Genomic DNA, 13,518 nt, shown 5'->3' with positions numbered 1-13,518 from the left:
CGGCGGGCGACTTCCTCTGCTTCGCCATAGGCGTTTGGGCGCCCCCTTGGCAACAGTCGAGCGCACTAGGATCAGCCGGTTGAACGGCGATTGAATGCTGCAGCGACCAGCCGTTCAGAATTGCCGTTCAAAGTGTGGAAAAGACGCCCGGCATACCCGCTTATCGCACCCCTGCGCTGGCCTTGCTGCGGGCATTGGCCTAGGGCCGTCAGACCGTACCAAATGCCAATAGAACAAGTGATCAGAACCGCGTGAGCGACGACACCGAAATCCCCGATTCCAGCCCCGAACCGACCGACCTTCAGCCCGGTCCGATGGGTGAATTCCAGCGCATCGACATCGTCGATGAAATGAAGACCAGCTATCTCGATTACGCAATGAGCGTGATCGTGGCCCGCGCCCTGCCCGACGTGCGCGATGGTCTGAAGCCGGTGCATCGCCGAATCCTGTTCGCCAGCCAGGAAGGCGGCTTTGTCGCCGGACGGCCCTATCGCAAGAGCGCCAAGATCGTCGGCGACGTGATGGGCAACTATCACCCGCACGGCGACTCAGCGATCTACGATGCGCTGGCGCGGATGACACAGGACTGGTCGATGCGGCTGCCGCTGGTCGATGGCCAGGGCAATTTCGGCTCGATGGACCCCGATCCGCCGGCCTCGATGCGATATACCGAGGCGCGGCTGGCGCGGGTGGCGAACTCGCTGCTGGAAGACCTCGACAAGGATACGGTCGATTTCGTCGACAACTATGACGGATCGCGGCAGGAGCCGTCGGTCCTGCCGGCGCGCTTCCCCAACCTGCTGGTCAACGGCGCGGGCGGGATCGCGGTCGGCATGGCGACCAACATTCCGCCGCACAACCTGGGCGAAGTGATCGATGCCTGCCTGGCGACCATCGAAAACCCCGCGATCAGCAATGAAGACCTGATCGCGATCATCCCAGGGCCCGATTTCCCCACCGCGCCGCTGATCCTGGGCATGGCCGGAGCGCGCAAGGCCTATACCGAAGGCCGCGGCAGCATCATCATGCGCGCTCGGCACGAGATCGAGCAGGGACGCAACGATCGGCAATCGATCATTCTGACCGCGATCCCTTATCAGGTCGGCAAGTCCGGCCTGGTTGAGAAGATCGCCGAAGCCGCCAAGGAAAAGCGGATCGAGGGTATTTCCGACATCCGCGACGAATCGAGCCGGCTCGGCGTGCGCGTGGTGATCGAGCTCAAACGCGATGCGACGCCCGAAGTCGTGCTCAACCAGCTGTGGCGCAATACTCCGGCGCAATCGAGCTTCCCGGCCAACATGCTGGCGATCCGCGGCGGCCGCCCCGAAGTGCTGACGCTGCGCGATATCATCACCAGCTTCATCTCTTTCCGCGAGGAGGTAATTACCCGCCGCACCAAGTTCGAGCTGAACAAGGCGCGCGACCGGGCCCATATCCTGCTCGGTCTGGTGGTCGCGGTGACCAACCTCGATGAAGTCGTGCGGATCATCCGCGGCTCGCCCAATCCGGCGGCGGCGCGCGAGACCCTGGTGACTCGCGACTGGCCGATTGGCGAGATCGCGCCCTACATCAAGCTGGTCGAAGCGATCGAGCCCAGTGCCGAGCAGGAAGGCGGTACCTATCGCCTGTCCGAAACGCAGGTGAAGGCAATCCTCGATCTGCGCCTGCATCGCCTGACCGCGCTGGGCCGCGACGAGATCGGCGGCGAGCTCAAGGAACTGGCCGCCGCAATTGCCGAATTCCTCTCGATCCTGGGCGATCGGGTCAAGCTCTATGGCGTGATGCGCGACGAGCTCGTGCTGATCCGCGAGGCCTATGCCACCCCGCGCCTGTCCGAAATCACCGCAGCTGCCGACGGGATCGAGGACGAGGACCTGATCGAGCGCGACGAGATGGTCGTGACCGTGACCATGGACGGCTACATCAAGCGCACCCCGCTTTCGACCTTCCGCGCCCAGAACCGCGGCGGCAAGGGCCGCGCCGGAATGGCGACCAAGGACGAGGACGTGGTGACGAGCATGTTCGTCACCAGCACCCACAATCCGGTGCTGTTCTTTTCCACCGCCGGCAAGGTCTATCGCCTCAAGGTCTGGAAGCTGCCTGAAGGCGGTCCGGCCACGCGCGGCCGCCCGATCGTCAACCTGCTCCCCGCGCTCGATCAGGGCGAGACAATTCAGACCGTGCTGCCGCTGCCCGAGGACGAGGCCGAATGGGCCAAGCTTTCGGTGGTATTCGCCACTGCCAAGGGCAACGTCCGCCGCAATTCGATGGAGCTGTTCACCAACATCCCGTCGAATGGCAAGTTCGCGATGCGGTTCGAGGATGACAGCGACGATCGCCTGATCGGCGTGGCCCTGCTTGAAGCCAGCGATGACGTGCTGCTCGCCACCCGCGCAGGCAAGGCGATCCGCTTTGCCGGCGACGAAGTGCGCGAGTTCCAGAGCCGCACCTCGACCGGGGTGCGCGGCATGACGCTGAAGGGTGATGACGAGGTTATCAGCCTCTCGATCCTCCACCGCGTCGGCACCAGCAGCGAAGAGCGTGAGGAATACGTCAAGTATGCTCCGTGGAAGGGTGAGAAAGAAGGCACGCCTTCGCTTTCGCCGGAACGCATGGCCGAACTGGCAGAACGCGAGCAGTTTATCCTGACGGTCTGCGCCAACGGCTATGGCAAGATGAGCTCCGCCTACGAATACCGCCGCACCGGACGCGGCGGCCAGGGCATCACCAATATCGACAACATCGCCCGCAATGGCCCGGTTGTTGCCAGCTTCCCCGCCATACAGGCCGACCAGCTGATGCTGGTGACTGATCAGGCAAAGCTGATCCGTCTGCCGCTTGGCACGATGCGGGTCATTGGTCGCAACAGTGCCGGTGTCCGCCTGTTCAACGTCGCCGACCAGGAACATGTCGTTTCGGCAGTGCGCCTGGCCGAGGAAGAAGGCGGCGATGAAGCCGAGGCGGAAGTTGGCGGGTCGGACAACGAAGCGCCACCGGCTGAAGAGTGAGCACCCTGCCCGACCACGCCTGGAAGATCCTGACCACGGAGCAGAAGGACAGTCTGCTCGCTGAAGGCATCTTTCATGGCGCGCCGGTCGATCTGGCGGATGGCTATATTCACCTTTCGGCCGAACCACAGGTTGTGGGAACGCTCGACAAGCATTTTGCCGGGCAGACCGGACTGTGGCTTGTCCGGGTCGATCTCGTAGCAATGGGCGAGGCGGTCCGGTGGGAGGTTTCGCGCGGTGATGCCCTGTTTCCGCATATCTATGCCCCACTCCCGCTGAGTGCGGTGACGGCCCTGGCGCCGCTAATCCGCGGCGAGGATGGCACAGTTGCCTATCCCGGCTGAGTCGGTTTGGCTTGCGGAGCGGCGCAATCGGGGTGAAAGTATCCCAAAGCTGGGACAGGATCGAAAGCAATGGGATTGAAGGTTGAACCTTCCGGGCAAGCATGCGGAGCGCGCGTTACGGGATTGAACCTCAAAGCCGATCTCGACCCTGAGCTGGTAGCCGAGCTTCGGACGATCTGGCTTGAACACCATGTCCTCGCCTTTCCGGGCCAGTTCCTTGGTGATGACGATCTGGAACGCTTCACCCTGGCAATGGGCGGGTTCGGCGAGGATCCGTTCTTTGCCCCGATCCCGGGCCGGAAACATATCGCCGCGATCCGGCGCGAGGCGGATGAGGAAAGCCCGCTGTTTGCCGAAAACTGGCATGCCGACTGGTCATTCCAGAAGTACCCGCCCGCCGGGACCTGCCTAAATGCCATCGAGATTCCCCCGCTGGGTGGTGACACCCTGTTCGCCAATCAGCACAAGGCCTGGGAAGCGCTCAGCGCCGAGCAGCAGGCGCGCTATGCCGATCTGGTTGCGATCCACTCCGCCAAGCTGCCCTATGCGCCTGACGGAACCTATGGTGCCAAGGACAAGGGTCGTTCGATGGACATCCGCCCCAGCGAGGCCGCGCTGGCCGAGCAGACCCATCCGCTGGTCCCGGCCCATCCCGAAACCGGACGGCGCGGGTTCTATTCAACGCTGGGCTATATCATCGGCATCGAGGGGATGGAGCAGAGCGCGGCGATCGCAATGCTGATGGAACTGCAGCAGTGGCAAGGTGATGCCCGCTTCACCTACACCCACAAGTGGGAACCGGGCATGTTGATCATGTGGGACAACCGCTCGGTCCTGCACCGCGCCACCGGCGGCTATGAAGGCCACCGGCGCGAACTGCACCGCACGACGATCGCGGCGTGGACTGGTCATCTCACCTAGAACACCGCCGTCCCGCCGTTGCGCTTCACGCAGCCGGTGAGGAAATTGTACGCATAGTTTTTCATACTGCTCGGCGATTGCTGGATCGGGATCGGGCCGTATTTGTTGCCGGCGAATTCGACATTGACTGTGGTCCCGTCCTTCAGTGCCGACAGCACGGGCAGGCCATTCTTCGAATCGCTCCACCAGCCGAGGTACTTGTAATAGTAGCCCGAGCGGAGCGAGCCCTTGTCGGTCTTGATCTTGTTCTTCTTGCCGAAGGTCAGTTGCACCGGTGCTTCGCTCTTCTCCAGCTTGGGCGTGGCGAGCACCGTCGGCAGTTTGGACATGCCGACATTGACGTTGCCATTCTTCGCCAAAACGCTGATCTCCAGCTCCGGCCCTTCGAGGTTGTTCGGATCGGCGGGCAGATAAACATAGCAGACCCCGCCGCGTTCGTTGGTGCCGACCGTGATCTTGAAGCTGATCGTCTCCGCCGCGGCGGGTCCGGCGACGGCGAGCAACAGCAGGCTCACTGCGATAGTGCGCATTCCAAGGTCTCCTTCAGCAATAGGGGTTTGAAGACGAGCAGACGGATGTCCCGCCCGAGTAGTAGCTGATCGCGTTATTGAAATTGTGGGTGTCATAGATCTGCGAGACCGATGGCCCGCCATAGCTGGGCGTCGGATTGTAGCTGGTCGACGGTGCGGTCCATGTGCGCGAGAACATCGAGGCCGGACTGGACCAGAACGCCTGGCTTTGCGCGGCCCACTCCTCATACTGGCGTTGCCTGCGGGCATTCTCCTCACGGATTGGCTCGTTCTTCATCGAACGCAGGATCGCCACGGCCTTGGGATCGCCGCGCGATGCAGCAATCGCCATGTATTCCTCTCCCTTGGCGCGGTTGAGCGGGACATCCTGGCCATACCAATAGGCCATGCCCATATAGATCGCGGCATCGACATGGCCGACCCGCGCGGCATTCTCAAAAAGGATCAGTCCGTCCGCCTTGCGTTCGGTTCCGAATACGCCGGGCAGCCCGTAATACATCCAGCCGCCCAGCAGCCAGGCCGCATCCTCGTTGCCCTCGTGCATCAATCGGGCCACGGCACCGAGCCCGGCGTTGCGGTCGCTGCCGCCTTCGACCATGGCCCGGGCCTGACGAAGTTGCTCAACCGCCGGAGCGGCGGGATCGATTGTCAGGCGACGACTGCGCAGCCCCGGATCAGCAGCAGCCATCTTGGTAACCCGACCGCACGAGGCTTGCTCACCCAGCTTGCAGCCCCGCTCGAACAGCGCAAAGGCGACCGGCGGTTCGGCCTGCACCTGGCCATATTCGCCGGTGTAGATCAGTCCCAGCAGCAAGCAGGCGCGGCCATCACCCAGCTCGCAGCCGCGGCGGGCGAAATACATGCTCTCCTGGAATGTCGTGGTCGCCCCGTTCAGCCCGAGCAGGAACAGCCGCGATACGAAAAAGCAGGCTTGGCCATCGTTGGCCGAGCATGAGGCGGACAGATACTGCTCGCCCCGGTTGAGCTCGGCCTTGTTGGCAGACTTGGTCAAACGCTCGCCATGGTAAGTGCAGAGCCTGAGCTTGTCGCCGCGCGTTTCGACGCAACCAATCCGCTCGTATTCGGCCGCGCGGCCCGGATCGGCGCTCACGCCCCAGCCGTTGCGATAGGCATCGGCCATGCCCATGCACCCCCACGATTTGCGGGCCTGACAGGCCGGTTCGAACATGCGCAAGGCCTCGCTGCGCGCCGCCGCGTCCTTGCGGACATAGAACAAGCCATTGGCGCGGTTGCGGCAGCCGGTATCGTCGCCCCCGGCACATGCCTGGGCCAGCAAGGCATCGGACTGATCCGAACCGGTTGGTGCTGCCGCCGCCTGGCTGACCGCAAGCGATGCGCAGGCCTGCGCGAACTTCAGCTGGTTGCAGCCCCGCTCCGCCTGTTGCTGGGCCAAAACGGGGAGTTTATAGCCGGGTACGCCTTCGCGCAGCATCTCGGCCGCACGTACGCAGCCCTCGCCCGATCCCTTCTTGCAGGCCTCCATGAAATAGCCGACCGCCGCGCGCTGGTCGGAGGCGATGATCCCAAAGCCGGTTTCAAAAGCCCGCGCGAGTTTCAGGCAGGAATCGGCCTTGCCCTTCAGGCAGGCCAGTTCCCAGTCGATCATCACCCCGCGAATGACGTAGGGGTAATTCTGCCTGCCATCGAAGACGAAGCTCTCGCGGTACTTGTCATAGCCGGTGGGCGGCTTGTCAGCAGCGGCTGCGGGCTGGCCAAGCGCCAGGGAAGCTGCGAGGAAAAGGATCAGCGCGCGGAGAATGGCCATCGGAACCCCGATTGATGGGCGCGCTACCCGATCGCGAGAATGACCGAATTTTCGGACAATGCAAGGGTCAGGAAGCCCGCTTGCGGAGCTCGCCCACCACCCCGGTGCAGATCAGAAATTGGCCGAAGTAGTAGAGCGGCCAGATCAGCAGGTCCGGCAAGGCACTGTGCGCCAGCGGCCCCATTCGGGCAAAGATCAACAGGTCGGAGGTCGCAAACAGCACCGCGCCGATCCCGACCCGGTAGCGCGGGAAGGTGCTTGACCAAGCTGCCGCCGTCATTGCGCCAAGGCCTGTCGCGTAGAGAGCTATAACCGGCGCGGCGGCGCGATCCGTCGGCAGGAAGAACGCAATCACCGGGATGAGCAGAAAGAAGGTCCAGCCCGCCAGCTTCTGGCTGGGCGTGAGGACGGACCGATGGTGGCGGACATAGAGGTGGATCGCGATCAGGTGCCCGATCAGGAAGGCGATCGCTCCCCAGGTCAGTTCCAGTTCGATCAGCACGTCACCCAGCGCGCCGAACCCCATCACTGCCGCAATCTGCCGCGAATCCGCACCCCTGTGCCGGGCCAGAGCGTAGGCCGCCAGCAAGGCGACGCCCGCACCCTTCCATGCCATCAGGTAGAGGCCGGGAACCGCGCTATCGCGCACAAAGTAATAGCTGATCCCGGCGATCAGGCTGGCGAGCAACCACGGCCGTTTATCAATCAGTGCACGTTTGGGCATCGGCAATTCCCCCTCTGGGCCATGCTTGGCGTTTCCATTTGCCGCGCGCAAGGCTAGGCGCTGGGCAATGGCATACGATGTTCACATAATCGGCGGCGGCATGGCCGGAAGCGAAGCTGCCTGGCAACTCGCCCGGCGCGGCGTGAATGTGCGGCTTTCGGAAATGCGCGGCGGCGGCGATATGACCCCGGCGCACCAGGGTACGGGCCTGGCCGAACTGGTCTGCTCGAACTCGTTCCGCTCCGACGATCACGAAAACAACGCGGTCGGCCTGCTGCATCACGAGATGCGCCAGCTCGATTCGCTGATCATGGATGCGGCCGAAGTGGCCAAGGTTCCGGCGGGATCGGCGCTGGCGGTAGACCGCGACGTCTTTTCGGCCGAGGTCGAGCAGCGGCTCGCCGCCCTGCCCACCCTGGAAGTGGTGCGCGAGCGGATCGACTGCCTGCCCGAAGCCGGACTGACCATCGTCGCCACCGGCCCACTGACCGCGGCAGCGTTGGCCTCCAGCATCGGCAGCGCGACCGGGGCCGACAGCCTGGCCTTCTTCGACGCGATCGCCCCGATCGTCCATCACGACACGATCAACATGGACGTGGCCTGGAAGGCTGCGCGCTGGGACAAGGGCGGCAAGGACTACATCAACTGCCCGATGAACCGCGAACAGTACCTGGCCTTCTACCAAGGCCTGATCGACGGCGAGAAGACCGAGTTCCGCGAGTGGGAGGCCAATACCCCCTATTTCGAAGGCTGCATGCCGATCGAAGTGATGGCGTCGCGCGGGGTTGATACACTGCGGTTCGGGCCAATGAAGCCGGTCGGGCTCGACAATCCGCATTGGGCGACCGAAGAGCACCCCAGCGGGCGCTGGCCCTATGCGGTGGTTCAGCTGCGCCAGGACAACAAGCTGGGTACGCTGTGGAACATGGTCGGCTTCCAGACCAAGCTGAGGCACGCCGAGCAGGTCCGCCTGTTCCGGACCATTCCCGGCCTTGAGAACGCCGAGTTTGCGCGGCTCGGCGGGCTGCACCGCAATACGTTCCTCAATTCCCCGGTACTGCTCGACCGGCAGCTGCGGCTGAAAAGCGCGCCGCACGTCCGCTTTGCCGGGCAGATCACCGGCTGCGAAGGCTATGTTGAAAGCGCGGCGGTCGGGCTGATGGCGGGGATGATGACCGCGGCGGAGATCGCTGGCCGGGACTGGAAACCGCTGCCCCGCACTACCGCGCTGGGCGCACTGCTGTCGCATATCACCGGCGATGCCGAGGCCGAGAGTTATCAACCGATGAACGTCAACTTCGGTCTGTTTCCCATGCCGGACGAGGACGTGAAGAAGAAGCAGCGCAAACTGGCTTACACCGCGCGGGCCAAGCAGGACCTGCAATCATGGTTGAAAATTTCCTAAACGCGAAATTTGAACGATTCTTTCTGCAACATTCGTCGCATCCCTACAATTATTCGTGGCTCACCTGCCTTAGGAGACTGCCTTGCGGGGTCGCACCTGTCTTGAGGGAGGAATGTATGCGTAAGTATCTTTCTATCGCGGCAATCGCCGCAGCTACCTTGGCAAGTCCGGCATTTGCGCAGGATGATGAGGATGACTGGAATGGGGCCTATATCGGCGTCCATGCCGGCTACAACGGCATCAAATCTGATTCTGCTTTGGCGCTCAGCGGGGCCTGGACCTCGGAATCCACTGCCCTTCAAAATGAAGTGGTGTCACGTTGGGGCACCAGCCAGTCTATCGACGATCTGAACTTCGGTGCCCAGATCGGTTATAACTTCAACGCTGGCGGCGCGGTTCTCGGTGTCGAAGCTGACTTCTCGGTTCTCAACGGAAGCGATGTTCGCAGCAGCACTCAGGCTTCGACGGCGTTTCCGACATTGTCCTACACTTATGGAAATACCATAGATCCGAAACACGCAATCTCGGTGCGCGGAAAGGTCGGTCTGCCGATGGGCAAGACCCTGTTCTATGCCCATGGCGGCTGGCAGACGGTGCGGGCTGACGTTGGCGCCACGATCCTGTCCAACGGCAACTACAGCAAGGCTGCTGCCTTAACCGCCAATTTCGATGGCTACACCGTCGGCGCGGGGATTGAACACAAGCTTGGCTCGAACATGTCGGCACGGCTTGAATATGGCTATTCCGACCTTGGCGATGTCAGCTACGCTACCGCCTACCGGGCCGGCAGCGCGTTCACCTCGCCTGCGTACAATGAAACCTTCACGCAAGACTTGCGGATGCACAGTGTCCGTCTTGGGCTGAACTTCCACTTCTGATCCCCGCCTGGAAGATCAGACGTTACCGCCCGTCCGGGAAACCGGGCGGGCGTTTCAGCATTTGCAGCCTGGTTTGCTGGCCGCCTTCGGCTTGGTCGTGGCGAATTCGGGGCGGGTCAGGTTGCCATTGCCATCGGAATCGGCCTTCTTGAACCGGTTCGAAGTGGCAACCGCCCACTCCTCGAAGCTCAGCAGGTTATTGCCATCCTTGTCGAGCTTGCGGAAGGCCGCGATCCGGGGTTGCATCACTTCGGTTCGGCTGATCAGGTTGTCGCGGTTGCGATCAAGCCGGTTGAAGCGCTTTTCCTCGCGGGTGGCCGCGCTGGCTTCGGGCGGCAGTGCCCCGCCTTGCAGGCCCTCGCCATCCTCGTCGGGGATCTCCTCCAGCGGTGTCCCGCTTGGCATTTCGCTTTGCATTGGCGGAGGCGGCGGGGCCGAAGCCTCGGTCGAGGCCTGGCCTTGCCACCAGAACATGCCCGCGCCAGCAAGCAGCAGGGCAGAAACGGCGCCAAGTACCAAGCGATTCATTGCAGTACCTCCAGACTATTCGTCCGAAGTTAGCCTACTTGCCAAACAATCCAAGCCTGACAGCGCAGAATCCATCTCTCAATCCCGCCAGAAGCGGGCCAGATCCGCGCTTGCGTCGGGCCAGTCCGTGCAGGATCGCAAGCGAACGCAAGCCGCGCGGAAGCTTTGCCGGATACCAATCCTGCATTTGGGCCAGCCCCAGCACTATCCCGGTTTCGTCGGAATTTCCGAGATTTGCGGCCAGATCGGCCAAGGCCCATTCGCGTCCGGCCCGCGCGGCTTCCTCAAGAGCATTTTGGTGGCCAAGCACTGAGGCGAGCGCAGCGAAGCCCGCAGCGCGGCCTTCGGCGAATGCCTCCAGTTCGGTGCTTTCGATCAGGGTGTCACCCAGCAGCGCCTCCCAGCCATCGACCAGGGGTGCCAAGCGGGCGCGAGCAGGCCCCCACAGCGCCAGCAAGGCCAGCAGCGGCTCGCCCGCCGGGGTCTTGTCGAGCGGCTCGCGCAGCCGGTCGCGCCACCAAGACAGGCGGATCTGTCCAAGCATCGGTTCACGCGCCTGGGCAACGATCCGAGATAGCCGCAGATCAAGCAGAAAAAGCCCCAGCACCGCATCGCGCGCGGCGCGCGGCGCATAGGCCAGAGCCAGGCGGCGATCAGCCGGTAGTTCATCGATAAGATCTGCAGCGTCCATCACGTTCCCCTAGCTGCACCTTGAAATCCTGCAAGGCAGGCAAACACTTGGCCAGCCTAACCCGGCTTATCACCTTGTTGACCCAGACCTTAGAGAGACTGGTCACCAAAGCCGCCTGCATGCAACCCACTTGGATTCCTTTTTGGGGGCACCATGCTCAGCGCGATTCGCCGGAAATTCAGCGAGCTCAAGTCCAGCACCAGTGGCAACGCGACCTTGCTGGTTGCGCTGGGCATGCCCGTTCTGATCGGGGCCTCGGGCCTCGCGGTCGATACCGCGCAGTGGTATATGTGGAAGCGCGAAATCCAGTACGCGGCCGATCAGGCGGCTTTGGCCGGAGCCTGGGCCCGCAGCGACGAGGATTCGCGCAGCGTCTATGTCGCCCGCGCCCGGCAGGAATTCATCGCCAACGTTTCCAAGACCCGCACGATCAACACCACCCCCAATGTCTCGCTGGCCAATTACAATGGCGGCAACCAGAACAGCGTGGTGGTGACGGTTTCGGCGACGAAGACACTGCCCTTTTCGAACTTCCTGACCGGTCGTACCACTACGGTCAGCGTCTATTCGCAGGCCAGCTTTGCCGAAGGTTCGTCCTACACCGCTTGCCTGATCGCGGTGGACGAGGATGACAGCGGCGCGATCACGATCGGTGGTAACGCAACACTCAATGCCCAGTGCGGAATCGCTGCGCTCTCCAACTCGCCAACCTCGATCACCATCAACGGCAACCCAACGGTTGATCCAGGCTGGGTGGTTTCGGCCGGCGGGATCGATGATTGGCTTTCATCGCATACCGACGCGGAGATCCACGAATGTATGCCAGGGTTGTCGGATCCCTTCGCGGCGCTGACCACGCCGACGCCCAATCCTAATCCGGCTCAGACCTATGGTTGTGTCGCAGGAACAACCTCCACAACCGGTGACAGACGCACCAGGTCCGACACAATCTATACCTATTGGCGTGGATCGAATACCAACAATGCAACTCAGCTGACGACTTATACAGGAACGGGTTATCTGCCGAACGTGACCGGTACTTGGGGTGCCTGGTCCTATCAGGTCAGCCTACCGACCAATAGTGTCAACGGCACAACCTTCTCGGACGGCGCGCCGCTTTGGACTCAGGTCAGCGGATCGGGGTCGAACAGAGTCTACCGCAAAGCGGTAACCCGCACCAACACCGAATACGCCAACGCGGTTACGGTCACCACCCAAACTCAGGCTACCTTGAATCAGGGAACCTATTCGGGCGGGTTCCAGGTGAGCTGCACCACTTTGTTCAACCCTGGGATCTATGTGATCGACGGTGGCCGCCTGAAGATTACCGGGCAACATCAGGTCACGGCATCTGGCGTGCTGTTCATACTCAAAAACGGGGCCTACATCGACTTCACGGGGGGCTCGAATATCACTTTGACCGCCGCAACCGCGGCCCAGCTCTCGCAGGTCGGCGGGCTCAGCACATCGCAGGCGCAGCAGTTCACCGGGATGCTGATCTATGAAGATCGTGCCTCGCAAGGGACCAACAACCGCAACACGATCAATGGCAACAGCGACACGATCCTCAACGGCAAGATCTATCTGCCGCGAAGCGACATCCGCTTCAACGGCACCGCCGGTGTGACCAGCGCCTGCCTGCTGATCGCCGCCGCCAACATCACGCTGGAAGGCAACACCAACATGAGCAGCTTCTGCCCCGATGGCATGACGCACGAGGACGAAGTATCCTCCGGCGCTGCAACTGTGAAGCTGGTGGCATGATGCCTTTGCACCGCCTTGTCTCAAACCTGCGCCGCGACAGCGAGGGCGCGATGGTGATCGAAACGGCCATCGTCGCGCCGGTACTGGTCTTGCTCAGCCTCGGTGCCTTTCAGGTCAGCACGATCATCGCGCGCCAGTCCGAATTGCAGAGTGCCGCCGCAGAAGCAGCGGCGATTGCCCTGGCCGCGGCGCCGGACACTTTCGCCAGGCGCGTAACGGTCAAAGGCGTGATCCAGGCCTCGACCGGCCTCGCCGCCGACAAGGTGATCGTATCGGAAGTATTCCGCTGCGATTCACAAACCGGCTATGTCAGCAATGCCAACAGTTGCAATTCGGGTAACGTTCGTTCTCGTTTTATCCGTGTTCAGTTGCTCGACACCTATACCCCCACATGGACCCGCTTTGGCGTGGGCAGCGCGATCAACTTCAATGAAGTCCGCAATGTGATGTACAAGCAGGAGCAGGCAAACTGATGCTGCGCCGTCTGAAAGCCTTGCGGGAACGCACCGACGGTTCGGTGATCGTTGAGGTCGCGCTGCTCGCCCCGCTGCTGATCGGGATGTTCATGGGGGTGCTGCAGATCGGCATCGGGATGCAGAACTATAACGCGTTGCGCGGGGCTTCCGCCGATGTCGCGCGCTATGCGGTGATCAACTATCAGACCAGCAACCGGCTCACCACCAGCCAGCTGCAGGACTATGCCAATGGCGTCGCTACCCAGGCCCCCTATGGCCTGACCCGGAGCCGCCTTACCGTAACCATTGCCACGGCGAGCACCCAGCGGGTTACCGGTGCAGTCGAATATACCATGACGATGCGGTACAATGTCCCAACAATGTTGAGTCTGCTTGGAGTCAGCGAGATTCCGATCACCTACTCCCGGCCGATCTTTGTCATCGCTCCCTAGGCTTTGCGAGCAAACTTTCTGAAGAAGTTAAC

At 62.3% G+C, this 13,518-nt stretch carries 13 protein-coding genes; 8 read left to right on the top strand and 5 right to left on the bottom strand.

Annotated elements, in window-relative coordinates:
- The first annotated feature begins 251 nt into the window (after window positions 1-251).
- The 3 genes from gyrA to B2V17_RS11645 all read left to right on the top strand — a co-directional run bounded on the left by gyrA (window position 252) and on the right by B2V17_RS11645 (window position 4,273).
- Window positions 252-3,008, top strand: coding sequence for a DNA gyrase subunit A (gene gyrA / locus B2V17_RS11655; RefSeq protein WP_292997839.1), 2,757 nt, complete (start codon window positions 252-254; stop codon window positions 3,006-3,008).
- Window positions 3,005-3,352, top strand: coding sequence for a DUF952 domain-containing protein (locus B2V17_RS11650; RefSeq protein ID WP_292997837.1), 348 nt, complete (start codon window positions 3,005-3,007; stop codon window positions 3,350-3,352). Before gyrA ends, B2V17_RS11650 begins: the two co-directional genes overlap by 4 nt.
- A 69-nt stretch (window positions 3,353-3,421) precedes the next feature.
- Window positions 3,422-4,273, top strand: a complete 852-nt coding sequence (locus B2V17_RS11645) for a TauD/TfdA dioxygenase family protein (RefSeq protein WP_292997835.1) — start codon at window positions 3,422-3,424, stop codon at window positions 4,271-4,273.
- Here the strand turns inward: B2V17_RS11645 and B2V17_RS11640 are convergent.
- From B2V17_RS11640 to B2V17_RS11630, 3 genes are all read right to left on the bottom strand, one after another.
- Window positions 4,270-4,803 (bottom strand): hypothetical protein, encoded by a 534-nt coding sequence (locus B2V17_RS11640; RefSeq protein WP_292997833.1) that lies wholly within the window; start codon window positions 4,801-4,803, stop codon window positions 4,270-4,272. The two genes, B2V17_RS11645 and B2V17_RS11640, sit on opposite strands and share 4 nt — an antisense overlap.
- Window positions 4,804-4,816: 13 nt before the next feature.
- Window positions 4,817-6,589 (bottom strand): tetratricopeptide repeat protein, encoded by a 1,773-nt coding sequence (locus B2V17_RS11635; RefSeq protein ID WP_292997831.1) that lies wholly within the window; start codon window positions 6,587-6,589, stop codon window positions 4,817-4,819.
- 67 nt (window positions 6,590-6,656) lie between these two features.
- Window positions 6,657-7,313: a lysoplasmalogenase family protein gene (locus tag B2V17_RS11630; RefSeq protein WP_292997829.1), complete on the bottom strand. Its 657-nt coding sequence runs from the start codon at window positions 7,311-7,313 to the stop codon at window positions 6,657-6,659.
- A 67-nt stretch (window positions 7,314-7,380) separates the two neighbouring features.
- Between B2V17_RS11630 and trmFO the strand changes: the two genes are divergently transcribed.
- Window positions 7,381-8,718 carry a methylenetetrahydrofolate--tRNA-(uracil(54)-C(5))-methyltransferase (FADH(2)-oxidizing) TrmFO gene (gene trmFO, locus B2V17_RS11625; RefSeq protein ID WP_292997827.1) on the top strand — a complete coding sequence of 446 codons (1,338 nt, stop codon included), beginning with the start codon at window positions 7,381-7,383 and terminating at the stop codon, window positions 8,716-8,718.
- A 116-nt stretch (window positions 8,719-8,834) separates the two neighbouring features.
- A complete protein-coding gene (locus B2V17_RS11620) occupies window positions 8,835-9,596 on the top strand; it encodes an outer membrane protein (protein WP_292997825.1) in 762 nt (253 codons plus the stop codon).
- Window positions 9,597-9,650: 54 nt separating this feature from the next.
- On the opposite strand, the gene B2V17_RS11615 is transcribed toward B2V17_RS11620, so the two are convergent.
- Together B2V17_RS11615 and B2V17_RS11610 are read right to left on the bottom strand one after the other, a co-directional pair.
- Window positions 9,651-10,124: a hypothetical protein gene (locus tag B2V17_RS11615; protein ID WP_292997823.1), complete on the bottom strand. Its 474-nt coding sequence runs from the start codon at window positions 10,122-10,124 to the stop codon at window positions 9,651-9,653.
- Between the two features lie 34 nt (window positions 10,125-10,158).
- Complete coding sequence (locus B2V17_RS11610; RefSeq protein ID WP_292997821.1) at window positions 10,159-10,815, bottom strand: squalene/phytoene synthase family protein; 657 nt, start codon at window positions 10,813-10,815, stop codon at window positions 10,159-10,161.
- Window positions 10,816-10,968: 153 nt separating this feature from the next.
- Here B2V17_RS11610 and B2V17_RS11605 point away from each other — a divergent pair, with 153 nt between their 5' ends.
- From B2V17_RS11605 to B2V17_RS11595, 3 genes are read left to right on the top strand one after another with little or no spacing between them, the layout of a single operon-like run.
- Window positions 10,969-12,579 (top strand): pilus assembly protein TadG-related protein, encoded by a 1,611-nt coding sequence (locus B2V17_RS11605; protein ID WP_292997819.1) that lies wholly within the window; start codon window positions 10,969-10,971, stop codon window positions 12,577-12,579.
- Window positions 12,576-13,052, top strand: coding sequence for a TadE/TadG family type IV pilus assembly protein (locus B2V17_RS11600; RefSeq protein ID WP_292997817.1), 477 nt, complete (start codon window positions 12,576-12,578; stop codon window positions 13,050-13,052). The genes B2V17_RS11605 and B2V17_RS11600 overlap by 4 nt, the downstream gene beginning before the upstream one ends.
- Window positions 13,052-13,486, top strand: coding sequence for a TadE/TadG family type IV pilus assembly protein (locus B2V17_RS11595; protein WP_292997815.1), 435 nt, complete (start codon window positions 13,052-13,054; stop codon window positions 13,484-13,486). The genes B2V17_RS11600 and B2V17_RS11595 overlap by 1 nt, the downstream gene beginning before the upstream one ends.
- Window positions 13,487-13,518: the final 32 nt, after the last annotated feature.

The organism is Novosphingobium sp. UBA6272 (assembly GCF_002440635.1).
Lineage (GTDB): Bacteria > Pseudomonadota > Alphaproteobacteria > Sphingomonadales > Sphingomonadaceae > Novosphingobium.
This window is presented reverse-complemented; position numbering and strand designations above follow the sequence as displayed.